This is a genomic window from Xylanibacter ruminicola 23, assembly GCF_000025925.1.
GTDB classification, from domain to species: domain Bacteria; phylum Bacteroidota; class Bacteroidia; order Bacteroidales; family Bacteroidaceae; genus Prevotella; species Prevotella ruminicola.
Genome location: NC_014033.1, coordinates 1,708,081 through 1,732,865, shown reverse-complemented (window position 1 = coordinate 1,732,865; position 24,785 = coordinate 1,708,081). Strand labels below are relative to the sequence as shown.

At 46.0% G+C, this 24,785-nt stretch carries 20 protein-coding genes; 11 read left to right on the top strand and 9 right to left on the bottom strand.

What is annotated here, in order from left to right:
* The first annotated feature begins 210 nt into the window (after positions 1-210).
* The 5 genes from PRU_RS07505 to PRU_RS07485 are packed head-to-tail and all read left to right on the top strand — an operon-like array spanning position 211 to position 6,264.
* Entirely contained in the window at positions 211-1,563 is a 1,353-nt protein-coding gene (locus PRU_RS07505; protein WP_013063393.1) for a PBP1 and LysM peptidoglycan-binding domain-containing protein, read from the top strand.
* Between the two features lie 18 nt (positions 1,564-1,581).
* On the top strand, positions 1,582-2,391 hold the full coding sequence (locus PRU_RS07500; protein ID WP_013064360.1) for a porin family protein: 810 nt from the start codon (positions 1,582-1,584) through the stop codon (positions 2,389-2,391).
* A gap of 10 nt (positions 2,392-2,401) precedes the next feature.
* Positions 2,402-3,934, top strand: a complete 1,533-nt coding sequence (locus PRU_RS07495; protein WP_013064953.1) for a peptide MFS transporter — start codon at positions 2,402-2,404, stop codon at positions 3,932-3,934.
* The gene (locus PRU_RS07490; RefSeq protein ID WP_013063136.1) at positions 3,935-5,332 is read left to right on the top strand and encodes a Na+/H+ antiporter NhaC family protein; all 1,398 of its coding nucleotides are present in this window, start codon (positions 3,935-3,937) and stop codon (positions 5,330-5,332) included.
* Positions 5,329-6,264 (top strand): endonuclease/exonuclease/phosphatase family protein, encoded by a 936-nt coding sequence (locus tag PRU_RS07485; protein ID WP_013063698.1) that lies wholly within the window; start codon positions 5,329-5,331, stop codon positions 6,262-6,264. The genes PRU_RS07490 and PRU_RS07485 overlap by 4 nt, the downstream gene beginning before the upstream one ends.
* Here the strand turns inward: PRU_RS07485 and PRU_RS07480 are convergent.
* The 5 genes from PRU_RS07480 to yidC form a co-directional block, all read right to left on the bottom strand.
* Positions 6,254-7,609, bottom strand: a complete 1,356-nt coding sequence (locus PRU_RS07480; RefSeq protein WP_013064676.1) for an MFS transporter — start codon at positions 7,607-7,609, stop codon at positions 6,254-6,256. The two genes, PRU_RS07485 and PRU_RS07480, sit on opposite strands and share 11 nt — an antisense overlap.
* Complete coding sequence (locus tag PRU_RS07475) at positions 7,585-9,048, bottom strand: DUF1846 domain-containing protein (protein ID WP_013065452.1); 1,464 nt, start codon at positions 9,046-9,048, stop codon at positions 7,585-7,587. The genes PRU_RS07480 and PRU_RS07475 overlap by 25 nt, the downstream gene beginning before the upstream one ends.
* A 2-nt stretch (positions 9,049-9,050) precedes the next feature.
* Positions 9,051-10,673, bottom strand: coding sequence for an MFS transporter (locus PRU_RS07470; RefSeq protein WP_013063985.1), 1,623 nt, complete (start codon positions 10,671-10,673; stop codon positions 9,051-9,053).
* A gap of 105 nt (positions 10,674-10,778) precedes the next feature.
* Positions 10,779-12,947, bottom strand: a complete 2,169-nt coding sequence (locus tag PRU_RS07465; protein WP_013065720.1) for a S9 family peptidase — start codon at positions 12,945-12,947, stop codon at positions 10,779-10,781.
* A 5-nt stretch (positions 12,948-12,952) separates the two neighbouring features.
* Positions 12,953-14,842 carry a membrane protein insertase YidC gene (yidC, locus tag PRU_RS07460; RefSeq protein ID WP_041385910.1) on the bottom strand — a complete coding sequence of 630 codons (1,890 nt, stop codon included), beginning with the start codon at positions 14,840-14,842 and terminating at the stop codon, positions 12,953-12,955.
* A gap of 109 nt (positions 14,843-14,951) precedes the next feature.
* On the opposite strand from yidC, the gene PRU_RS07455 reads away from it, so the two are divergent.
* Positions 14,952-16,130, top strand: a complete 1,179-nt coding sequence (locus PRU_RS07455; protein WP_013064131.1) for a DUF3078 domain-containing protein — start codon at positions 14,952-14,954, stop codon at positions 16,128-16,130.
* Here PRU_RS07455 and PRU_RS07450 read toward each other — a convergent pair.
* Positions 16,127-16,513, bottom strand: a complete 387-nt coding sequence (locus tag PRU_RS07450; protein ID WP_013064564.1) for a DUF1573 domain-containing protein — start codon at positions 16,511-16,513, stop codon at positions 16,127-16,129. The two genes, PRU_RS07455 and PRU_RS07450, sit on opposite strands and share 4 nt — an antisense overlap.
* Positions 16,514-16,653: 140 nt before the next feature.
* Between PRU_RS07450 and aspS the strand changes: the two genes are divergently transcribed.
* The 3 genes from aspS to PRU_RS07435 all read left to right on the top strand — a co-directional run bounded on the left by aspS (position 16,654) and on the right by PRU_RS07435 (position 19,259).
* Complete coding sequence (aspS, locus tag PRU_RS07445; protein ID WP_013065074.1) at positions 16,654-18,435, top strand: aspartate--tRNA ligase; 1,782 nt, start codon at positions 16,654-16,656, stop codon at positions 18,433-18,435.
* 168 nt (positions 18,436-18,603) lie between these two features.
* On the top strand, positions 18,604-18,912 hold the full coding sequence (locus PRU_RS07440; RefSeq protein WP_013064089.1) for a winged helix-turn-helix domain-containing protein: 309 nt from the start codon (positions 18,604-18,606) through the stop codon (positions 18,910-18,912).
* A 65-nt stretch (positions 18,913-18,977) separates the two neighbouring features.
* Entirely contained in the window at positions 18,978-19,259 is a 282-nt protein-coding gene (locus tag PRU_RS07435; protein ID WP_013063982.1) for a hypothetical protein, read from the top strand.
* Here the strand turns inward: PRU_RS07435 and PRU_RS07430 are convergent.
* Genes PRU_RS07430 through PRU_RS07420 form a run of 3 tightly spaced genes read right to left on the bottom strand, consistent with a single transcriptional unit; the run spans position 19,226 to position 22,123 of the window.
* Positions 19,226-20,368, bottom strand: coding sequence for a glycosyltransferase family 4 protein (locus tag PRU_RS07430; RefSeq protein WP_013064004.1), 1,143 nt, complete (start codon positions 20,366-20,368; stop codon positions 19,226-19,228). The genes PRU_RS07435 and PRU_RS07430 overlap by 34 nt on opposite strands.
* A complete protein-coding gene (locus tag PRU_RS07425; RefSeq protein WP_013064643.1) occupies positions 20,365-20,955 on the bottom strand; it encodes an acyltransferase in 591 nt (196 codons plus the stop codon). Before PRU_RS07425 ends, PRU_RS07430 begins: the two co-directional genes overlap by 4 nt.
* Positions 20,930-22,123, bottom strand: a complete 1,194-nt coding sequence (locus PRU_RS07420; RefSeq protein WP_013065225.1) for a glycosyltransferase — start codon at positions 22,121-22,123, stop codon at positions 20,930-20,932. Before PRU_RS07420 ends, PRU_RS07425 begins: the two co-directional genes overlap by 26 nt.
* 478 nt (positions 22,124-22,601) lie before the next feature.
* Between PRU_RS07420 and PRU_RS07415 the strand changes: the two genes are divergently transcribed.
* Positions 22,602-23,750, top strand: a complete 1,149-nt coding sequence (locus tag PRU_RS07415) for a glycosyltransferase family 4 protein (RefSeq protein WP_013064047.1) — start codon at positions 22,602-22,604, stop codon at positions 23,748-23,750.
* Between the two features lies 1 nt (position 23,751).
* A complete protein-coding gene (locus PRU_RS07410) occupies positions 23,752-24,783 on the top strand; it encodes a glycosyltransferase family 2 protein (RefSeq protein WP_013064856.1) in 1,032 nt (343 codons plus the stop codon).
* The last annotated feature ends 2 nt before the right edge of the window (positions 24,784-24,785 follow it).

Sequence of the window (24,785 nt, the reverse complement as noted above, 5' to 3'; positions counted from 1 at the left end):
GAATCGGTCTGTGCGCTGACCGAAAGCGATGCAAACAAGGCTAAAACGGTAGGAAATATCTGTCGAAATATCATTTTTTACTCATTTAAAGTGCAAAGATACTAAAAAAATGATAATTGGCAATTCTTTTTTAAAAAAAGCGGTAAAACCGAGCGGATATTTGATAATTATTTAGTACTTTTGTACGCGAAATGACTAAATTTTGAAAATATGACGCGAGTTTTAAGATATTTTTTGTTCTTAGCTGCCCTCTGTCTGACAGTTGGTGTGGCCTCGGCTCAAGAGGGTGAACAGATACGCGGATTGCATAAAGTAAAGAAGAAGGAAACCATCTTCGGCATATCGCGTATGTATGATCTCACCATCGAACAGCTGATGAAGGCTAACCCCGAGATGAACGAGCCTGGCTACGAACTGAAGAAAGGCGACGTGCTGAAGATTCCGTTTGCTACCCTGCAGGTAGCTGACCCCGTGGCCAAAGAACCCGATATGGATGCTACCGATGATGTTCGTAAGCGTGCCATCCGACTGGGTGTGATGCTGCCACTGCACAATGTGAATGGCGATGGCAAGCGCATGGTAGAGTACTACCGTGGTGTGCTGATGGCTTGCGACAGCTTGAAGCAGCGTGGCGTTTCGGTTGATATCCATGCCTGGAATGCAGCTGAGGACGGCAATATCAACGAGATTCTGAACGATGAGGCTGCTGCCAAGTGCGACCTGATTATCGGTCCGCTCTACTCTAAGCAGATGGCTGCCCTGTCGGCTTTCGTCGAGAAACATAAGATTAAACTGCTGATTCCATTCTCTATCAATGCGCCCCAGTTGGCCGATAATAAGTACATCTATCAGGTGTACCAGAGTCATATTACCCAGAACTCGGCCACTATCGAGCATTTTGTGAAGGGATTCAAGAACTACCATACGGTGATTATCGACTGTAACGACTCTACCAGTAATAAGGGTGAGTTTACCACAGCCCTGCGCCGCCAGTTGGAGCAGCAGAAGATGACATGTAACATTACCAACCTGAAATCAGGCGAGAGCGATTTCTCAAAGGCATTCAGTCGTACCAAGCCTAATGTGGTAATACTGAATACCGGTCGTTCGCCTGAGCTGGGTGTTGCTTTCTCTAAACTGAACGGCTTGAAGGTTACCGATCCTGATCTGGCTATTACGATGTTCGGTTATACCGAGTGGTTGATGTACACCCGTACACATTTGGAGAACTTCTACAAGTTTAATACCTATATTCCGTCGGTGTTCTACTATAATCCGCTGTCGGCATCAACCAAGCGTCTGCAGCAGAAGTTCCGTTGGAATTTCCATACCGATATGCAGAATAATCTGCCACGTTTTGCACTTACCGGTTTCGACCATGCCTACTTCTTCCTGATGGGCTTGCACCGCGAGGGACGTAAGTTCTTGGGCGCAGAGAGTAATCCCGACTATGTGCAGACACCGTTGCAGTTTGAGCGTTATGGCAATGGCGGATTGCGTAACCATACACAATTGTTTGTTCACTACACTCGCGATAGCCGCGTGGAAACGATTAAGTTCTAAAGAATGAGGGATGTAAGGATGATAAAGCGTATATTTGTAATTTTTTCATTTTTCCATTTTTTCATTGCAGCGGCTGTTGCTCAGGTAGGCGACTATCGTAACGACTTGGCTGTTGGTGTGAACGGCGGTTATGTGATGAGTAATGTGTCGTTTGTGTCGAAGGTACCACAGTCGATGTTAGGTGGCATTACCGGTGGTATCACGGCCCGTTACACATGTGAGAAATATTTCAGCAGTATCTGTGCCGTAACGGCTGAGCTGAACTTTGCGCAGATAGGTTGGCAGGAAAAGATATGGGATATGAACGATCAGCCCGTGCCCCTGCATACCGATCCTACGCAGAATCTGGAGTATAAACGTAAGATGACCTACGTGCAGATACCACTGCTGGCCCGACTGGGATGGGGGCGTGAGCGCAATGGCGTGCAGGCCTTTATCCATCTGGGGCCTCAGATTGGATTCTATCTGAACGATAAGGTGGAGAGCAACTTTGATGTGCACGATCCTGCCTTTAACCCAGCTATCAAAGATGGAAAATTCGGTCCCGACTACGTGTATGGTGACCTGCGTGCATCGCATGTGGTGGCACAGGATACCATGGCCATCGAGAATAAGTTTGATTATGGTATTGCTGTAGGTGCAGGACTTGAGTTCAGCAATCGCCACTTTGGACATTTCATGATAGAAGGCCGCTACTACTACGGATTAGGTAACATATATGGCAACACAAAACGCGACTATTTTTCGCGATCTAACTTCGGTAACATCGTGATTAAGTGTACTTATCTGTTTGACATCATCAGAACAAAGAATTCTAAAATCAAATAAATAATTAATTATGTTCGAAAATCAACCCAAAGGTTTATTTGCGTTGGCCCTGGCCAACACAGGCGAGCGCTTCGGTTATTATACCATGCTTGCCGTGTTTGCTCTTTTCTTGAGAGCTAATTACGGATTGTCGCCAGCTATGGCAGGCACAATCTACAGTTCGTTCCTTATGCTGGTTTACTTCCTGCCCCTGATTGGTGGTATCCTGGCTGATAAGTTCGGTTTCGGAAAGATGGTTACCACAGGTATCATCATTATGTTTGCCGGCTATCTGTTGCTGTCGGTGCCCCTTGGTGGCGATACCGTAGCGCTGGTAGTGATGCTGGCTGCCCTGTTGCTGATTGGTTTTGGTACCGGTTTGTTCAAGGGTAACCTGCAGGTAATGGTGGGTGACTTGTATAACGATCCGCAGTATAAGGATAAGCGCGATGCCGGTTTCTCTATCTTCTACATGGCTATCAACATCGGTGCCCTGTTTGCACCTACTGCTGCTATCCGTATCAAGGAGTATGCCGAGACCGCGCTTGGTTATTCATCTAACGATGCTTACCACTTCTCGTTTGCAGTGGCATGCGCATCGCTGGTACTCTCGATAGCCATCTATTACATGTTCCGTTCAACCTTCCGTCATACTGAGGGTGGAACCAAGAAGGCTGCTAAGGCTGATGCTGCAAGCACCGAGCCTGAGCTCACCAAGGAGGAAACCAAGCAGCGTATTGTGGCTCTGTGCCTGGTATTTGCTGTGGTAATTTTCTTCTGGATGGCCTTCCACCAGAACGGTTTGTCGCTCACATACTTTGCCGATGAGTTTACTGCTCAGAGTGCTCAGGGCCTGCAGGCCATGTGTTTCGACGTATGGAACCTGGTAGCCATCGTATTCATTGTGTATGCTTCGTTCTCACTGTTCCAGTCGAAGACTCCAAAAGCAAAGGCTATCTCACTGGGTGTGATTGTGTTGGCACTGGCTTTCCTGTTTATTCAGTATGATGCTGAGGGTACAGTAACTGTTTCTGCTCCTATCTTCCAGCAGTTCAATCCCTTCTATGTAGTAGCCCTCACACCAGTATCGATGGCTATTTTCGGTTCGTTGGCAGCTAAGGGCAATGAACCATCTGCTCCCCGTAAGATTGCTTATGGTATGATTGTGGCCGCTATCGCTTATGCATTGATGGCCTTCTCATCATTCGGCCTGCCAATGCCTCAGACCGAGGTAGGTGCTGATGGTAACCCTGTTGCTGTTCATGTAGCTGATGTTACACCAAACCTGCTGATTATGGTTTATCTGGTGCTGACATTCGGTGAGCTGCTGCTCAGCCCAATGGGTATCTCATTTGTATCAAAGGTTGCACCTCCAAAGTACAAGGGTATGATGATGGGTGGCTGGTTTGTTGCTACTGCCATCGGTAATCAGCTTGTTGTAGTAGGTGGATTGCTGTGGGGTGCAGTACCCCTCTGGATCTGCTGGAGTGTGTTCCTGGGCGTTTGCTTGGTAGCTGCAGTATTCATGTTCGCTATGATGAAGCGTCTCGAAAAAGTTTGCTAAATGATTTCATTTATCCCATTCATAGTACTGATAGTACTCATTACATGTTGCGTTGCCGTTTTTGGCAACGCAACTTTAGATGGTGCCAGTCAGGTGTCGTTGTTGGCGGCATCGGCAGTTAGTGTGTTAATAGGCCATTTCTCCAAACGACTGGAATGGGAGAATCTGGAAAAAGAGATAACGGATAAGATAGCCAGTTGTACACCGGCTATCATTATCCTTTTGTTGATCGGTGCCATCGGTGGAACCTGGATGGTATCGGGCATTGTGCCTACGATGATCTATTACGGCATGCAGATTATCCGCCCCGAGGTGTTCTTGGTGAGCAGTAGTGTGCTGTGTGCATTGGTGAGTTTGATGATCGGTTCGTCGTGGACTACCGTTGCTACCATCGGTGTTGCGCTGATGGGTATCGGTAAGGCACATGGTTTTGATGATGGCTGGATTGCCGGTTCTATCATCACAGGTGCTTATTTTGGTGATAAGTTGTCGCCATTGAGCGATACTACTGTGTTGGCTTCGAGTGTATCGGGTACGCCGTTGTTTACGCATATCCGTTATATGCTTTATACCACGGTGCCTTCGTTCTTGGTATCGCTTTCTATCTTCCTGATTGCAGGACTGATGATGAACGTATCGGGTCATGGCAATGTGCAGGAGTTTATGGACGGCTTGCAGCATACGTTTGTGATTTCGCCTTGGTTGTTGATAGTACCTGTACTGACAGGTGTGATGATTGCGCGCCGTTGGCCATCGATGGTGGTACTGTTCCTGGCTATTCTGTTGGCAGCCGTGGTAGGCTTGTTGGTACAGCCCGACCTGATCCGACAGATTTCGGGTCACGATGGTTTCCTGTCATCTTACAAAGGTATGATGCAGGTATGTTACGGCAGTACGAATATTGAGACGGGTGTGCCGATGCTGAACGATCTGGTGCAGACCAGTGGTATGGGGGGCATGATGCCGACTATCTGGCTGATTATTTGCGCACAGACTTTCGGTGGCGCGCTGACGGCAACCGGACAGTTAGCCGACCTGATGAAGGTGGTGCTGCGCTGGGTGCGTGGTACAGCTTCGTTGGTAGCTTCGACGGTTGGCACCTCGCTGTTCTGCAATATTGCGATGGCCGATCAGTACCTGTCGATTATGCTGGCCAGTTCGATGTTTAAGGATGTATATAAGAAAGGTGGCTACGAGGCCCGTTTGCTGAGTCGCAGTTGCGAAGATGGTGCAACGGTAACCTCGGTACTGGTGCCTTGGAACACTTGCGGACTTACCCAGAGCACCGTGCTTGGTGTGGCTACGCTCACTTATCTGCCTTATTGTTTCTTCAATATCCTGTCGCCTATCACGAGTATCCTTGTGGCAGGGCTTGGCTGGAAAATCAAGCGTAAATGATACTCAGTCTGCTGTTATCGGGCTTCTTGACATTTGTAGAGTTGAACTGCGAAAACTTGTTCGACTATACTCACGATGCTGGTAAGCAGGATACTGAATTTCTTCCAGAATCGGACAGACATTGGACGTCGAGACGTTATTGGCATAAACTGAATATGGTGGCTCAGGAATTGCTTTCGTGTTCGGATGAAGGTAATGGTATCCCTGATTTGGTGGCATTATGTGAGGTTGAAAACGATTCGGTGATGCGTGATTTCACGCGTCGCTCGCTGTTGCGTCATGCTGGCTATCAGTATCTGATGACTTCTTCGCCCGATGAGCGCGGCATTGATGTGGCGCTCCTTTATGCGCCAGCTTCGTTTGCACCCATCCGTAGTTATGCTATTCGTGTGAATCCTGTCGAGGGCATGCGTGTTACACGAGATATACTGTATGCCTGTGGCGAAACTGTTTCTGGTGATACACTCCATGTATTTGTGGTGCATCAGCCCAGTAAGTTTGGTGGCGAGAAACATAGTCGCCCATTCAGACTGGCTGTGGCAGATCGACTTTGCCAATCGATAGATTCTATCCGAGCCATCTCTCCTGACGCTAAACTGATGGTTGCGGGCGACTTTAATGATGGTGCCCTTAGTCCAAGTCTGTTACAGTACGAGCAACATGGTTTGGTGAACCTGACCAAACATGCCAAGGGTGCCAATGGTGTTCGTGGCACCTATCGTTACAAAGGCGAGTGGGAGAGTATCGATCATATATTAGGCAGTTCCTCTATTAATAATAAGGTGGATACCGCTTTTATTCATGCACCGAAGTTCTTATTAGAAGAGGATGCCAGATATGGCGGGTATCGACCACGAAGAACGTATATCGGTCCTCGCTACCAGGGTGGTTTCAGCGACCACCTGCCATTAGTTGTACGACTTATTTTTTAATATTCGGCAGTTGCAACCCGTAGTTCTTTTTCTTGTCGATTACCAGTATGGCAATCGCTGTTACAGCTGCGCCTAATGCCGTAAATCCAAAAATCAGCATCGAGGTAGTGTAGGTAGGATCAGTTTCATTAGCTCGTCCTACACACATGGGAATCACAGCACGTCCGAAGTTCTGGATAAAGAAAATCATGGAGTAAGCGGTGCCTAAACACTTCAGTGGGATAATCTTTGGTACGCAAGGCCATAAGGCGGCAGGTGCCAACGAGTAGCCAATGCTGAGTGTTACCATCAAAGCGATAGCGATGGTGCTGCTGTGAATAGGCAGTGAGAAACCGAAATGAACGGCTGTAAGCATAAGTGCACCTGTAATTACTAAGGTTACGCCTTTGCCATAGCGGTCGTAAATCAGTCCGAATAATGGTGTCATCAGAATGGTACCGAAGGGTGCAATCGATGAGAAGAATCCTGCGATATCGGGATCAACACCATATTTCATCACCATCAGTTTGGTTGAGAACTTGAGGAATGGAGATACGGCCGAATAGAACAATACGCAGAACAGTGTAATGAGCCAGAAACCGGGATTACGAAGGGTGACGAGGATATCAGAGAAATGGAATTGCTCCTCATACTGCGTGTTATCAGCGTTATCCTCTGTTGTTTGTCCACTATCATCTAACTTGCGGTCCATTACGCAGAATACCAGGAATGCCAACAGACCGATGATTAAGAATGCCAGTGATATTAATAGTGGCATGGAGAGTGTGTAGTGGCGGGCGATGGGGGCTGAGATGCTCAGGGCTGCAGCGGTGCCCAAACGGGCCATGGCCAACTGGATGCCCATGGCCAAGGCTAACTCGTGACCAGTGAACCATCGTACCATGGCTTTTGATACACTGATACCTGTCATCTCGTAGCCTACACCGAATATAGCAAATCCCAAGGATGCCCAAACGGCTGAGGCGGGCAGCTGATAATCGAGAAATGCTATGGGCTCGTTACCGAATTCGGCCGTTACGGCATAATACTTTATCAGTGTGCCTAAGGCCATCAGCGAACAGGCTAACGTGCCTGTAAAACGGATACCCATCTTGTCGAGAATCAATCCCGAGAAGAAGAGCATCAACAGAAATACATTGATAAAACTGCCTGCGCCTGAGAAGAAACCATAGTCGGATGGTGTCCAACCTAAGCCTCCCTGCTCCTTGGGCAGTTCAAGGAGCGTTTCGAGTGGCGACATAACGTCGTTAACGAAATAGCCCATCATCATGGCGGTTGCCACGATGATGAGCACTATCCATCTCGCAAAAGGCGAGTTATTTATTTTTTCTTTACTGGGTCGCATGTCAATCCACAACCTAATTTCTTGAAGATCTTGCGGTCAACCTCGCTCAGCATAACGGTGGTGTGTACCTGACAGCCGCGCAGCTTGGGCAACTGCTCCAAGGCTTTGCGACATTTCTCGTCGTCGTTAGAGAGTACGCTCAGGGCTACCAGTACCTCGTCGGTATGCAGGCGGGGGTTCTTACCACCTAAGTATTCAATCTTGGTCTTCTGTACAGGTTCAATCAGACTCTGTGGAATCAGCTTCTCCTCGTGATTTATCTCTGCCAGATATTTCATGGCATTGATAAGCAGAGCGGCACTGCAACCTAACAGTGGCGACGACTTGGCGGTGATGATAGTACCATCCTCAAGCTCGATAGCAGCAGCCTGCAGACCTGTCTCGATCTTCTTCTCGTAGGCAGCTGTGGTAACCGGACGGAAGGCGGTAGTAATCTTGGCCTGATTAAAGAGCATACGTATCTTGTTTACCTCGCTCTCGTTATCAGCACCGTCGGCCATCTTGTTGGTTGCATCGTAGAAACGGCGGATGATCTCATCCTTCGAAGCCTTGCAGCAAATCTCATCGTCGCTGATGCAGAAACCAATCATGTTCACACCCATATCGGTGGGCGACTTGTAAGGATTCTCGCCATAGATGCCCTCGAAGAGAGCATTAAGCACGGGGAAGATTTCGATGTCGCGATTGTAGTTCACGGCAGTCTTGTTGTATGCCTCCAGGTGGAAGGGATCGATCATGTTCACATCGTTCAGGTCGGCAGTTGCAGCTTCGTAGGCGATGTTTACAGGATGCTTCAAAGGCAGGTTCCATACGGGGAAGGTCTCGAACTTTGCATATCCGGCACGGATGCCACGCTTGTTCTCGTTGTAGAGCTGACTCAGACAGGTAGCCATCTTACCGCTACCAGGACCAGGAGCTGTTACGATAACGAGTGGACGTGAGGTCTCTACGTAATCGTTCTTTCCAAAGCCTTCGTCGCTGGCAATCAGCTCCACGTTGTGTGGGTAACCGTCGATGGGGTAGTGGATGTATGATTTGATGCCCTCGCGCTCCAGACGATGACGGAACTGATCGGCAGCATGCTGACCGTTGTAGTGGGTAATAACCACACTGCCCACCATGAAGTTGCGGCCCATGAACTCATCGCGCAAACGCAGTACATCCTCGTCGTAGGTAATGCCGAGGTCGGCACGTACCTTGTTCTTCTCGATGTCCTCGGCGCTAACCACGATGACAATCTCGATGCTGTCGCGCAACTGTCCCAGCATGCGCAGCTTACTGTCGGGCTTGAAACCTGGCAGAACACGCGATGCATGGTGGTCGTCGAACAGTTTGCCACCTAACTCCATGTAGAGCTTGCCGTCGAACTGAGCGATGCGCTCCTTGATATGCTCAGACTGAATCTTGAGATACTTGTCGTTATCGAAACCTATTTTCATAATTATTCTGTGATGTTTGGAAGTTCAAGACCAATACCTTTCTTCTTATCTACCACCTTGAGCACGAAGCCCAGGATGAGGGCTGCTACACCAAGCGAAGCCAGCATAACCAGAGGTGCTGTGTAATCGAACTGTGTAGGATCGGTTACGCCAGGGTTTGTCTGGTCGAGTACCTTACCAATCAGCAGTGGGAACAACCACAAACCGATGTTCTGAATCCAGAAAATCAGAGCGTAGGCCGAACCGATTACCTTGGCATCAACCAGCTTGGGCACTGAAGGCCAGAGGCTTGCAGGTACCAGTGAGAACGAAGCACCCAGCACCAGAATAGTGGTGTAAGCGATGATGATACCACCAACAGCATTGCCCTTGAACATTGGCAGAACGAAGGCGAAGGTGAGGTGACAGGCAATCAGCAGGATTGAACCCAGTACCAGCATGGTGGCTGCCTTACCGTGGTGGTCGAGATAGCTACCAAGGATAGGTGTGATGAGTACAGCCAGCAGTGGGAATACTGCAAAGATACTCTCGGCTGACTGACGCATGAAGCCCATATAACAGTAGGTAATGAGTGCTAAGATTGAGAGAGCCAGCAGACCGTACTTCAGGTTGGCCTTCTTCTGGAAGTTTGAGGCGAAACCTGCAGCAGCCACAATCAGCATGATGATGTACTGAACGATGGTAACATCGGGCTGAGCCCAGAATGAGTTAGCATCGGGGGCTGTAAGAGTCAGGTTACACTGCAGCATGTTTACAGCATACTTCTGGAAGGGGAAGATGGCTGAGTAGTAAAGCACGCAAAGCAGAGCTACAATCCAGAAACCAGCATCGGTAAGAATCTTACCCAGGTCGCTGATCTTAAATGGATCGTCTTTCTCCTCAGCCTCACCTGTCTGTGCATCCAGCTTCTGGTCCATGAAGAAATATACGATGGTCATGATGAGAGCGATACACATCAGTACCACACCGAAGGCTACTGAACGGCTTACTGAAACCTCACCACCCAAACGGGCAAAGAAAGGCGAGAAGATCATACAGGTGGCAACACCCAGACGGGCGAGTGCCATCTCTGAACCCATAGCCAAAGCCATCTCACGACCCTTGAACCATTTTACAATACCACGACTTACGGTGATACCGGCCATCTCACAGCCACAACCAAAGATCATGAAGCCGCAGGCAGCAAACTTAGCCGAAGCAGGCATGCCAGCATAGAATGGTGATACACCCAGTTCGTCGAATACGGGGATATAATTAAGATGGTTGTTAAACCAAGTCTCGAGTCCGGTTCCCATGAAGCTCTCGCTTACGGCATACCATTTTACGCAGGCACCAACCACCATTACAGCAGCCGAAAGCACAGCGGTGAAACGAACGCCCATCTTGTCGAGGATGATACCTGCGAAGATGAGGAAGAACACGAACACGTTAAGGAATACCTCTGAACCCTGCATGGTTCCGAATGCTGTTGAGTCCCAACCACGGGTCTCCTGCATCAGGTCCTTGATAGGTGAGAGAATGTCCATAAAGATGTAGGCACAGAACATGGCCAGTGCCAGCAGTAAAAGCGCAGTCCAGCGCATTCCAGCGCTGTCGCGAAGGGTCTTTTGAATTGCTTGAGTCATTATTTTGTTTCTATTTAATTACTTTTCGTATTTATTCCCACGTTGGGAACATATTATTCCCACACTGGGAATGAATTGTTCCCAACGTGGGAATATATTGCTTGCTTATTTCAACCAGCGGTCCAACCAGTTAAAGAAGGTGCGCTGCCACAGTACACCGTTCTGTGGTTTCAGTACCCAGTGGTTCTCATCGGGGAAGATGAGCAGCTCGGCTGGAATACCCTTCATGCGTGCTGCATTAAAGGCCGACATACCCTGAGTGGCGTTGATACGGTAGTCCATCTCGCCGTGAATCACAAGGATAGGTGTATCCCACTTGTCAACAAACTGATGAGGTGAGTTCTTATAGGTCTTGTCGGCATTAGCGGTACGATCCTTGTTCCAGTAGGCATCGTCGTACTCGAAGTTAGAGAACCAGTTCTCCTCGGTCTCAGTGTACATGGCCTCCAGGTTAAAGGCACCATCGTGAGAGATGAAGGCCTTGAAACGCTTATCGTGATGACCTGCCAGATAGTAAACCGAGAATCCACCGAACGATGCACCTACGGCACCCAGTTTATCCTTATCTACGTATGGCAGATTGTTGGCTGCGTCGTCGATAGCTGCCAGATAGTCCTTCATGCACTGACCAGTCCAGTCGCCAGAGATCTCCTCGAGCCACTCCTGACCGAATCCGGGCAGACCGCGACGGTTAGGTGCTACTACTACATAACCCTGCGAAGCCATGATCATGAAGTTCCAACGGTAGCTCCAGAACTGTGATACAGGACTCTGAGGACCGCCCTCGCAGAACAGCAGGGTGGGGTACTTCTTATTCTCGTCGAAGTTTGGTGGCAGAATTACCCAAACCAGCATCTGCTTGCCATCGCTGGTCTTTACCCAACGCTGCTGTACGGTTGGCTTAGCCAGCTGATCAAGAATGTGCTTGTTCTCGAAAGTAAGCTGCTTGGTCTGTGTCTTCTCAGGCTTCTTGAAGTTTGGAGTAACAATATACAGATCGGCAGGTGATGTGTAGTTATGACGCTCCATCAGCAGCTGCTTTCCATTGTTCATCAGGTGAATCTGTCCGAAGTCGTCCCAAGTGTTGGTCAACTGCTTCAGTTCACCCTTCCAGTTTACGGCGTAGAGGTTGATGGTAGCGTGCCAAACACCGATAAAGTAAATCATCGCGTCCTTAGAATCGCTCCAAACAAAGTCCTCAACACTTGAATCAAAGCTCTCGGTTACGTATTTCTTCTCACCAGTAGCCAGGTTGTAAACACACAGGCGCAGGCGATCAGCCTCGTATCCATCACGCTCCATCGAAGTCCAGGCAATATACTTGCCATCAGGCGAGAACTTAGGATTCTGATCGTAACCTACGTTATTCTTCAGGTTCTCCTTGGCATTCACACTCTGATACTTCAGGGTCTTGGTAGGATTAACCTTAGGTGCCTTGTAATCTGCAGGCTTGCAAAGGTTCTTGGTCTCGCGCGTACCTATTATATATAAATAGATATCTGAGTCGGTAGAGATAGAATACTCCAGACCGGTCTTCTTACGACAGGTATAGGCAATCGACTTAGAGTCGGGTGCCCAGTCTAACTGCTCGATACCACCGAATGGCTCCATGGGGCACTCGTAGGGCTCGCCCTCCAGAATGTCGATACCATCCTTGATGCCATCCTCTGTTACATCAGCAACAAAGGGGTGCTGGATGCTCTCTACATAGTGATCCCAGTGGCGATACATCAGATCGGTTACCAAGCGGCCAGTAGCCTTTGGCAGATCGTCGGGATTCTTCTTGATAATTTCGTTGAACTCGAGTGAGTGGAGCAGAATCACCTTCTTGCCATCAGGCGAGAACTTGAAACCCTCGATAGGTTTCGAGGTGTTCGAAATCTGCTTGCGGTCAGAACCGTCGGGGTTCATAGTCCACAGCTGTCCACCTGTCAGGAAAGCAATCTTTCCGTTATACCAGGTAGGATCTGTCTCGCTCTTGCTACCAGTGGTCAGAGTGGTGTTGCCTGTACCATCAGCGTTGATGATGGCAATCTTCTGCTGACTCTTATTAGCCTTTACGCTGTAGTAGCCAATCTGGTAAACAATCTGCTTACCATCGGCCGAAGCCTCGGCAGCACCTACACGACCCATGGCCCAAAGTGCCTCGGGTGTCATCAGGTTGCTGGCAAGCTTGATATTCTGTTTCCCTATCTTCACGTTTTCTGCTGCTTTAACGGGATTAGCTAAAAGCATCATTCCCAATAGTAAAACTGGAATTCTAAATTTCTTCATAAAGTTTATCTTTTTTGTTGGTTCATTCTCTGTTTCTGCAGTTCCTCTGCCTGCTTCTGCATAGCCTCCAGACGGGCTGCCAGACCAGAAGTCTTCTTCTGAGGATTGTTCTTGTTCTCCTTGTACTTAGCCTCCAGGATGGCGAGCAGTTTCTCGTCGTTGGTAGTCTTGCGGAGTGTCCACATGATGGCAGCCGAGAAGAACAGTGAGATAAAGTAGTAGAAGTTCAAACCTGATGAGTAATCGTTGAACATGAAGAAGAACATTACTGGCATCAAGTACATCATCCACTGCATCATCTTCATCTGCTCAGCCTGCTGACCAACCATCTGGTCGCGCTGCTGGCGCATAGTCATATAGCTATAAAGCACGTTGGCTACACAGAACAGGATACAGGTAAGCGACAAGTGATCGCCGATTCCCCAGATCTGAGTGCCCCATTCGATGATTGGATCGTAAGTAGAAAGGTCGCTGATCCACAGGAACGACTCGCGACGCAACTGGATAGCGTTAGGTACGAAGAAGAACATAGCCATCCAGATTGGGAACTGGATGAGCATTGGCAGACAGCCACCCAGAGGTGATACGCCATACTGTGAGTATAACTGCATCATGGCCTGCTGTTTCTTCATCTGATCCTCGGGTTTATCATACTGCTTGGTAGCCTCGTCGAGTTTTGGCTTCAGCACACGCATCTTGGCAGATGACATGTAGCTCTTCTTCACCATTGGGAAGGTGATGACCTTGAGTAGCAAGGTAATCAGAATCAGTACGATACCCATTGAGAAGCCCCATGAGGTGAGCCAGTCGAATACGTAAATGGTAAACCAGCGGTTAATCCAGCGTACCAGCCACCAACCCAGGTTTACTAACTGCTCCAGGTCGAGGTCCTTACCGAATGCACTCTGCTGCTCCACGTCCTTAATCAAACGGAAGTCGTTAGGACCGATATACATCTCGAACTCAGTAGCCTTAGCACCTGTGGGGTCGAAGGCTGTCTTCAGTTTAGCATTAAACTGCTTCAGGTAGCCTGAACCCTTCTGCTGAGGAATGCTGGTAAGCAGTGAATTGGCTGCAAACTCATCCTTAGCAATCAGAGCAGCTGAGAAGAACTGGTTCTTGAAAGCCACCCAGTCCAAAGCCTCATCAATATTCTCGTCAATCTTTTCAGATGTCTCGCTCAGATAGTCGGTACCACCATTCTTCTCCTTATAGGTAACCGAAGTATAACGGTTCTCAAAAGTAAAACCTTTCTCCTGCTGACGTGCCAAGTCGGTCCACTCAATGCTCATCTCCTGATAGTTAGGAGCAAACATGCCCTGCAGGCCATTGGCCTTCATGTTGAAGTGCAGCATGTAGTCTTTACCCAGGACGTAGTTGAATTCGATGCTACCACCATTGCCAGCCAGAGCTGTCATGGTGAGGGTAGAATCGGTAACGTTTGATGGAGTGAAGAACAGGTCCTTGGTGATGATGTTCTCCGACTTACCAGCCAACATAAAGTTCATCTGCTGGGTGTTCTCGTCGAACAGGGTTACACCCATCTGGTCGTTCAGATTCTCGAAATTCTTAATCACTGCTTTAGCAAGTGTACCACCTTTTGTGTTGAAGGTCAGCTCAACCTTGTCGTTCTTCAGAACAACGGGCTGGTTCTTGCCGTTCAGTGCGGCATAGAACAATGCTGTTGTGTCACCCTGAGCAGCTGCTGCAGCCTGTGCTTTACGTGCAGCCGCTTCTGCTTTCTGCTTCTTGGCGGCATCCTGTTGCATCACTGTAGCAATGCTGTCTTGTTTTCTCGCAGCTTCCATTTCCTCCTGCGAAGGCTGGTTGTACCAGCTGAAGCCGATAAGCACCAGCGCAATGAGGACGAAGCCGATAATAGTGTCTTTATTCATTTCTATTTTGCTTTTTTATTAATGTACGCGTAAATCAAGGTGCAAAATTACGAAAAAAATGCGAAAAGAATGCATACTATAGGCAAAAAATTGTATCTTTGCACCAGATATGAGAAAAGTTGCATTATTATTCGCAGCATTTTGGACGCTTAGCGCCTCTGCTGCTCAACCAAAAGATACATTAGACGGACGCTATTTTCGTTTGTTTGCACCAGTCACTTTCTACCACAATGTGGCTAACAAATCACTTTCAATCCAGCCCGATTCGGCTGGTCAGGACCCTGTGGCTGATGCTATTGACGAAGCCTTGTTGCATATTTATCTGAACCGTCCTGATCTGGTGAATACCACCGAGTCGGAACTTCAGCAAACCGGTAATATTCGTAAGGATGTGGATCAGCCCATTAAGAACCAGGTAAAGCTGGTTGAAAAGGTTGAAAGTCCTGTTATCGATACCCCCGACGATGTGCCTACTACCATTCTGGTTCAGAAACCCGATTTCTGGACAAAGAAAGGTGATGGCTATCTGCAGTTTATGCAGAACTATGTAAGTGGTAACTGGTATAAGGGCGGTGAAAGTAACTACTCGATGGTGGGTTCGCTGACCTTAGAGGCCAACTACGATAACCGTAACAAATGGAAGTGGGATAATAAGTTGGAGATGAAACTAGGTTTCCTGCGTTCACGTACTGACTCGATTCATAAGTTCAAGTCGAATGAGGACCTGATTCGTCTCACCAGTAAGGTCGGCTTGCAGGCTGCCAAGAATTGGTACTATACCTTGCAGGTTCTGGCTTATAGCCAGTTTACACAGGGTTTGAAGTCAAACGATCGTAATGTCTATTCCGATTTTATGTCGCCATTCAACCTCAACTTCGGTCTTGGTATGGATTATAAACTGGCTACCAAGGATAAGAAATGGTCGGGTACCGTCAACCTGTCGCCATTGGCTATCAACTACCGTTATGTTGATCGTTTAGACCTTGCCACCAGCTATGGTTTGAAGGAAGGTCGTCATTCGCTGGTTGATTTCGGTTCGCAGCTCACTGCTGATGTGACATGGAAAATAAACGATGTGATCACATGGAAGTCGCGCCTCTATGCATTCACATCGTATAAGCGTACAGAGATTGAGTGGGAAAACACTTTCGCTCTGCGTGTATCAAAGTATATCTCAGCTAACCTGTTCTTCTTCCCTCGTTTCGACGATACAGGTACGAAGGACGACGACTTGGGTTACCTCCAGTTCAAGGAGTATAGCTCTATCGGATTCTCTTACGGCTTTTAGTTTTCCGTCATTTCTCCCTCAATATAGAGGCGGGTCATCTCAACTACACCATTGGTGCGGATAGTGATCGACTTCTTGAAATGGCCGGGGAACTTGCCTGCGCCGTTATAGGTTACCTTGATTTCGCCTTTCTCGCCTGGCTTGATAGGAGCCTTGGTGTACTCGGGTACGGTGCAGCCACAGCTGGCCACAGCCTGATTGATAACCAATGGCTGCTCGCCTACGTTGGTATAGGTGAAGGTGTAAGTAACAACAGGACTTTTCTCAGAGAAACTTCCGAAATCATGTGTCAGTTTATCGAACTTGATTTCTGCAGGTTTCTGTGCCAATGCGGCTGTCAATCCGCAAATCAGCATCAATGCTATAAATGCAATCTTTTTCATCTTTTTGTCGTTTAAATGATTAAATCAGTGCAAAGTTACTATAAAAATATGAATTAATCACGAAGAATTAAGAAATATGTTTGTCTATTATCAATTTTTTATGTAATTTTGCACCTTAAATGAATAAATAGCAATTAAATATGTACAGAAGTAAGACTTGTGGAGAGCTTAGGCTCCAGGATGCCGGTAGTGTTGTAACACTGGCCGGATGGGTACAGCGAAGTCGTAAGATGGGTGGTATGACCTTCGTTGATCTTCGCGATCGTTATGGCTTGACTCAGCTTGTTTTCAACGAGGCTGACGATGCTGAACTGTGCGAGCGTGCCAACAAACTTGGTCGTGAATTTTGTATTCAGATTAAGGGCGAGGTAAGCGAACGCCAGAGTAAGAATCCCAAGATGCCAACTGGTGATATTGAGATTCTGGTAAAGGAACTGAACGTGCTGAGCGAGAGTCTCACACCTCCATTCACCATCGAGGATAACACCGACGGTGGTGATGATATCCGTATGAAGTACCGTTATCTCGATCTGCGCCGTGCTGCTGTTCGTAAGAATCTCGAACTGCGTCACCGCATGACCATCCTGATTCGTAACTTCCTCGATGCTCAGAACTTTATCGAGGTTGAGACACCAATCCTGATTGGTTCTACACCTGAGGGTGCTCGCGATTTCGTGGTTCCTTCACGTATGAATCCAGGTCAGTTCTATGCCCTGCCACAGTCACCACAGACCCTGAAGCAGCTGTTGATGGTATCAGGTTTCGACCGTTACTTCCAGATTGCCAAGTGCTTCCGTGATGAGGACCTGCGCGCCGACCGTCAGCCTGAGTTTACTCAGATCGACTGTGAAATGTCGTTTGTTGATCAGGAGGATGTGCTCCAGATTTTCGAGGATCTTGCTCGTCATCTGTTCAAGGAGGTTCGTGGTATCGAGCTGCCTGCACTCCAGCGTATGACATGGAACGAGGCTATGCGTCGCTTCGGTAGCGATAAGCCCGATTTGCGTTTCGGCATGGAGTTTGTTGAGCTCATGGATCAGCTTAAGGGTACAGGTACTTTCCCTGTATTCAATGAAGCAACTTATATCGGTGGTATCTGCGTTCCAGGCTGCGCAAACTATTCTCGTAAGCAGCTCGATGAGCTCACCGAGTTTGTAAAGCGTCCTCAGGTAGGTGCTAAGGGCTTGGTATATGTTAAGTTCAACGAGGATGGTACTGTTAAGTCGTCTATCGATAAGTTCTATACTCCTGAGGTTTGGGCTCAGGTTAAGGAGGCATGTGGTGCCAAGGATGGCGACCTGGTACTGATTCTCAGTGGCGATAATGCCAACAAGACTCGTGTACAGCTCTGCACACTCCGTCTGGAGATGGGTGACCGTCTCGGACTGCGCGATAAGGATAAGTTCGTATGCTTGTGGATTGTCGACTTCCCACTCTTTGAGTGGAGCGATGAGGAACAGCGCCTGATGGCTACTCACCACCCATTCACAATGCCTAATCCCGACGATATTCCTCTGTTGGATACCGATCCTGCTAAGGTTCGTGCCGTTGCTTACGACTTTGTTTGCAATGGTGTCGAAGTTGGTGGTGGTTCACTGCGTATCCACGATGGTAAGTTGCAGGAAAAGATGTTCCAGATTCTGGGCTTCACTCCCGAGCGCGCTATGGCTCAGTTCGGATTCCTCATCAATGCCTTTAAGTACGGAGCACCCCCTCACGCAGGTCTGGCTTTCGGTCTCGATCGTTTCGTCAGCCTCATGGCTGGTCTCGATAGCATTCGTGATTGTATCGCATTCCCCAAGAATAACAGCGGTCGCGACGTGATGCTCGATGCCCCAGGTGAGTTGGATCAGAAACAACTTGACGAACTTCAGCTTAAGGTTGAACTGCGTTCTACCTCCTCCTTGCAAGGCAGTGAATAAAGTTCACTGCGCTTGCTTCGTTCGTCGGTTGACCTACATCAAGAATAATTTACATTCTGCTAAAAAAGCCTAAAAATCAGCGAGTTGTCCGGAATAAAAGCGGTATTTTTGCATTCGAAAATTAACAGAAGTATAACACTTCAAATAGAGTATTAATTTTTTAGAACTATGGCAGAAAAGAAAGCAACAGCTAAGAAGGCTACCGAGACAAAGGCAGCCCCAGCTAAAAAAACAACCGTAAAGAAGGCCGCAGCTCCTAAGGCAGCTGCAAAGGCAGTTCTCGCAATCAACGCTGAGAATGTAGGTTTCAAGGCAGGTGATGTATATCAGGCACTTGCAGCAGCAGGTAAGGCTCTCACTGTAAAGGAGATTGCTAAGGCTGCAAAGATTTCTGAGGAGGAGACTCTTCTCGGTTTGGGTTGGCTCTTCAAGGAGGGCAAGCTCGCTAATGATGGTGAAAAAGTTACATTGGCTTAAGCCTTTTAACGAATGATAGAAAAAGGTCGGTAATCGCTTTTACCGGCCTTTTTTAAGCGAATATAATGACATACGATCAGCAGATATTAAGTATACTTACAAGTGTGGGTGATAAGGGCATCAGCGTTATGCAGGTGTCCAAGCATGTGTATAATATGAATTTGAGTTTTTTCTACACACCCGATCTCAATGAAATTCGTGCTTATGTGCAGCAGTATCTGCTTAAGAATTCCAAGTCGCCTCAGTCGCTCATAGAGTCCACAGGTCGTCGTGGGTATTACCGTTTAAATACCCAGAACAATCCCGATGCTCGTCAGCTGATGTTGGAATTCGGTAGTTCTTTGTAAACCGTTTCGTATAGTTTCAGCAGTTGTTCGGCAGTTTTGCGCCACGAGAACAAACCTGCTCTTTTTAGTCCAACTACTTTTTGTGCCTCATAGTAGGCTTCGTCGTATTCCAGACGTAACATCTGTGCGGCAATCTCATCAGGATTCTCTGGGTTGATGAGGATAGCCTCGCTGCCACCAATCTCTGGCATCGACGAGGTGTTAGAAGTAATCACGGGTGTGCCGCAGGCCATCGCCTCAAGGAGTGGAATACCAAAGCTCTCTCTGAGCGAGGTGTACAGAAAGGCAAAGGCGCTGTTATAGATGTATGGCAGATCGCTGTTTACGATATAACCTGGCATCACGATATACGGTCTGATGTTCTCAATGTTGTTTCGTTCAATAATGCCATTCAGGTAGCTTTGGTCTAAATCTGCCATCAGCAACTTACGTCTTATGGTCGATTCCTTCAGGTATTTCGAATAAGCAATCAGTGTACGCTCTGTATTCTTCTTGGGGTCGGTGTTACCTAGGAAGAAGAAATAGCCGGGCTTTTCGATATACGATTGGTAGATATCAGCCACATCCCTTAAAGGCTTGAACCAGTCGTTATAGCCATTATAAATCATCGCCATCCGCTCTTCGGGGATGTGCAGTTTGTTAATGATATTCTGTTTCTCAAAGTTCGACACTGTAATGATGCGACGACATTTCTGCAGAATCTTAGGCACCACCTTGCGTCGGTACAGCCAGCCTAGGTTCTGGTAGATAGACTTGTTGTTCTTATCTCTTGGTTCTAGGAAGATAATGTCGTGCAGCGTCAGTATCAATGGAACGTCGCAGAATATCGGTGCTGTATTACTGGTGCAGTGCAGGATGTCAAGATGGTATTTCTTTACAGCCCTTGGCAGGGTTATCTGTTCCCAAACGGGGTAGAAACTTTCGCCGATAACGATGATATGTACGTTTTTGGTATCCTTCAGGCATCGGTCAATACCTGGTGCCACAAACACAAAGTATTCGTTCTGCGTGTCTATCTGCTGTAGCTCTTTAATCTCTTGCAGAACCACGTAGTCCATACCGTGCTTGTTACGGCGGAACACCCTTTGTGCTTCGATACCTATTCTCATATCTGCTTGATCACTTTTGCTGGTACCCCTACTACAAGCGAGTGGGGTGGTACATCCTTGGTTACTACTGCACCTGCTGCTACTACGCAATGGTTACCAATCGTAACGCCTGGCAATATCACGGCATTCGCACCAATCCATACGTCATCCTCGATGGTTACGGCATTGGTGCTTACACCTTGCTCGTCTATCCGTTTGTTGGTGTCGTCAAAATTGTGGTTCAATGCTGTTACGGTAATGCCTTGCGCTAAGTTTACATGGTGACCAATCTTTACCGGACCGATAATCGTATTGTGTAGACCTATTCTGGTGTAATCGCCAATCAGCACATCGCCCACAGCATTGTTGATGCAGGCAAACGATTCCACCACCGAATAATTGCCAAGTGAGAATTTTCGGTAGGGTGGAGTGTCCATTCTGGCCGAACGGTGAATCACCGAGTGTTTACCTCGGTGCTGGTATAATGGAGCCAATAATCTTACAAACCAGCGTGGTCTTGTCTGCACCTGGTTCATAATCACCCAATCAATCAGCTTTTTAAGCTTGGGACTATTTTTTAAATTAGCTCTTACGGTTTCGTTGTCCATCACTTTCTATCAGCGTCTTCCATTGCTCAGCAATCACGTTCGCATTGAAACGTTGCGATATCATAATTGCCTCGTTCGATTTTAACTGCCAATCCATGTAAGTGGCTTCCTCCAGTCGTTTGGCAAGATCGTCCACATCACCATTCTTAAAGTACATGCCGAAATCGCCCAGTATCTCTTTACTCGATGGTAGGTCCGACGAAATCACTGGCAGTCCGTGTGCCATTGCCTGTACCAATACCAGTCCGAAGTCTTTCCATCTCGAACTTGATACATAGATGCTGGCCTGCGAATAGAACATCTGGATGTTCTCGGTAAAGGGATGTATCTTTATTCTTTTCGTCAGATAGCGATTCTCAATCATCTTGTTCAGTGCCTCTTTCTCTGGTCCATCTCCTACAATATCCAGATACCAGTCGGAATTGCGCTGAGCAAACTTGTCGAAGGCTTTTATCAGCAGGTCGAATCCCTTATGTTTTGGGGTTAATCTTCCTACTGCTAAGAATCGTTTATTCTTTCCTGTTGATGGAGCGCCTGGTTTGAGTGTCAGTGGATTTGGAATCACAAAAGGTGAGAATCCGTAGGCATGATAGTACATCTCCGAATCCTGCAGGTACAGCAGTACTGTCTCATCCAATTTCTGCAACTGTCTACCGTAGTGGTATTTTAGCTCAGTGCCTAAGTAAGGTGAACCCTCTCTCAGGAAAGCATTGAACGAGTTGTAAATCCAGCCGATAGCTTTTACATCGCCCAAGTCTCTTTTGATGGTTGCCAGTCGCATGGAGAGATATGAGTTTACTGCAATAATCGTGTCGAAATCGCCTTCTTTTAGTATTTTTACAACAGCTTCTCGCATCTCTCTGGGAAAAGAGCTGTGCGCATATAAATCGGAGGTGATGGCTGTTTTTGGCAGAGCGTTTTTATACAGATAGCTGTATGCGTTGTATAACATGCTTTTCCATTTTTCGGTTTTACGAAAATGGGTAAACACAATCTTCACGGGATAGTCTTTCAACCCATACATCGATAAGTCTTCTTGCTCCGGTTCTTCAAAACTTACGATGGTCACATCATATTGTTTTGATAGCTCCTCGGCAATTACGGCAGTCACTCTCTGCATGCCGCCCGACTTAAAAATACTATCTGTTATAAAACAAATACTCTTCATACATGTATAATCAGCCAAATTATCGTTGACAAAAGTACAAATATTTTTGGATTATTCCAAATTTTATGCAATATTTCTATTAAATATGTTCATTTAAGTCAAAAGATGAGAGTTTATTTTAATCCGATAACTTTAAGGTAACCAGATTTTGGAGTTTTCTCATATACAGAAAAATAGTCTATTAGGGTGGAATATGTCAAGTATAAAAAACTTGCTTAATGTGTGTCTTGTGAAATTCTTAATAATTGGAGATTTCTGATATTTAAGTAGTTCAACAATTACTGTTAGGTAATTATCCAAATCCTGTTTAGAAAAAAACTTTCCAATTGTTGACGCATTTCTAATGCCGGTGTTATTAGTGTTTGGTACTAATTTTAATCATTGTAGAATATTTTTGCCACAAAGAAAGCAAAAACTACTGAATTATTTGCAATTTTCGTTTTTTTTTTGTATTTTTGCCAAAGAAATAATTTAGCATATGTCTTTCAAACAATATAAAATAGTTTATTGTACACCTGCGTTATATATGGCAGGCGGTGTTGAACGTGTTTTGACATTAAAAGCCAATTATTTTGCAGATCATTATGGTTATGATATTACTATTATCTTAACTGAAGGAAAAGATAAACCGCTATTCTATCCACTTTCTGATAAGGTAAAGGTAGTCAATTTGGATATTGGTTTTGAAGAACTATGGACTTGCTCTTTTTTTAAGAAAATATTCGTTTATCTAAAAAAGCAACGCTTATATAAAAAACTGCTTAAGCAAGAATTGTTGCGTATTCACCCTGATATTACTATCAGTTTGCTTAGACGTGAAATTAACTTTCTAACATCAATAATAGATGGTAGTAAAAAAATCGGTGAATTACATGTTAATCGGTCTAATTATAGGAATTTTGAACCGGGTGAAACAAATGTACTTAAGAATCTTTTCTCAAAATTATGGATGAATAATTTAGTTTCTAATTTGAAACAACTTGATAGATTTGTTGTTTTAACAGAAGAAGATCATCGTAATTGGCCAGAATTGAATAATGTAGTAGTCATTCCCGATCCTCTGACTTTTTCATCCTCTACCTATAGCACTTCCACTGAAAAGCGTGTAATTGCCGTTGGCAGATACGTCTATCAAAAGGGATTCGATCTTCTTTTGAGGTCGTGGGCACTTGTTGAAAAATCCACTTCCGATTGGATACTGACTATTGTAGGAGAGGGAGACCGCTCGCCATATGATTCTTTAATTGATGAGTTAAACATAGATAGGACTCGTTGTAAACTATTGGGACCTACAGATCGGATACAAGAAGAGTATATGTCGAGCTCATTTCTTGTAATGAGTTCTCGTTTTGAAGGATTTGGCATGGTTCTTGTTGAGGCTATGGCCAATGGCTTACCTGTCATCTCATTTGATTGTCCATGTGGACCTAAGGATATTATTCAGAATCATATTGATGGATTATTAGTAGAGAATGGTAATGTAGAAAAACTGGCAGAAGCAATAATTTGGATGATACAACATCCAGAAGAACGTCAGAAAATGGCAAATAATGCGGTTGAAAATGTACAGCGCTTCAAAATTGAACAGATAGCTGAGCAGTGGAAACTATTATTCGAAGCTCTATAAGATGAATTATGATGTTACCATAGGAATACCTGTTTATAAAGCTATTGACTTCATTGAGAATACAATAGCTTCAGCCCTCAATCAGACATTTGAAAGCATCGAATATCTAGTTGTGGATGATTGTGGTAATGATGGCTCGATTGAAATCGTTGAGCGTTTTCAAAGAGAGCATCCACGAGGAAGGAATATTCGTATTCTTTATAATAAAGGTAATATGGGAGTTGGTATGACTCGGAATAGAATCTTGGATGAAGCTCAAGGTCAATATCTCTATTTTCTTGATTCTGATGATTTAATAGAGCCTGACACTATCTGTTGCTTGTTTGAAAAGGCAACAACGAATCGGGCAGATGTAGTATATGGCTCTTTAGATATGATTGATTATGTTAAGGGATCTCCATCTCAATCATATATATTGCCAGACGTATGTTTCCTGTCTGATGATGAAATGGCTCTCTATGCATTCCGTAATTATAGTTCTTTCCAAATTTCAGTATGTAATTGCTTGATGAGACTTGATTTCCTTCGTAAAAGCAATTTGCGTTTTTTGAATTCTGCTTTTTGGGAAGATCTGGCATTTACATACGAAATGGTTCCTCGGGTTAGTAAGGCAGTTCTTCTGTCTAAGATTACGTATCATTATTTATGTCGTACGGGCTCTCTCTCTCATTATCAAAATAGAGATATGCTGAAAAAAACAGAAATCATTGAGAATGTTTCAGTATTAGATTATCTTAAGGGTAAAATTGCAATGTTTGTTGGGAGACCTTTCCTTCCATATTATTGTTATAATCTTGAGATGAATAGCTTCTATTTGGTTTGTTATATTTTGAAGTATTATCAGCGAATTGTTCCTGTAATTTCAAATCATGAGATGCAGAAAATTCTCTGGTTTCCTGTGAATTTCTGGCAGATTCTTCTATTCCGCCACAAACGTTTACAGAATATGTTCTTATGGGGATTAAGTCGTATACCTTCTTCTTTATCCTTGTTTTTTGTTAGATTGTTGGGAAAAATGAAAAAAGTAATATAAAT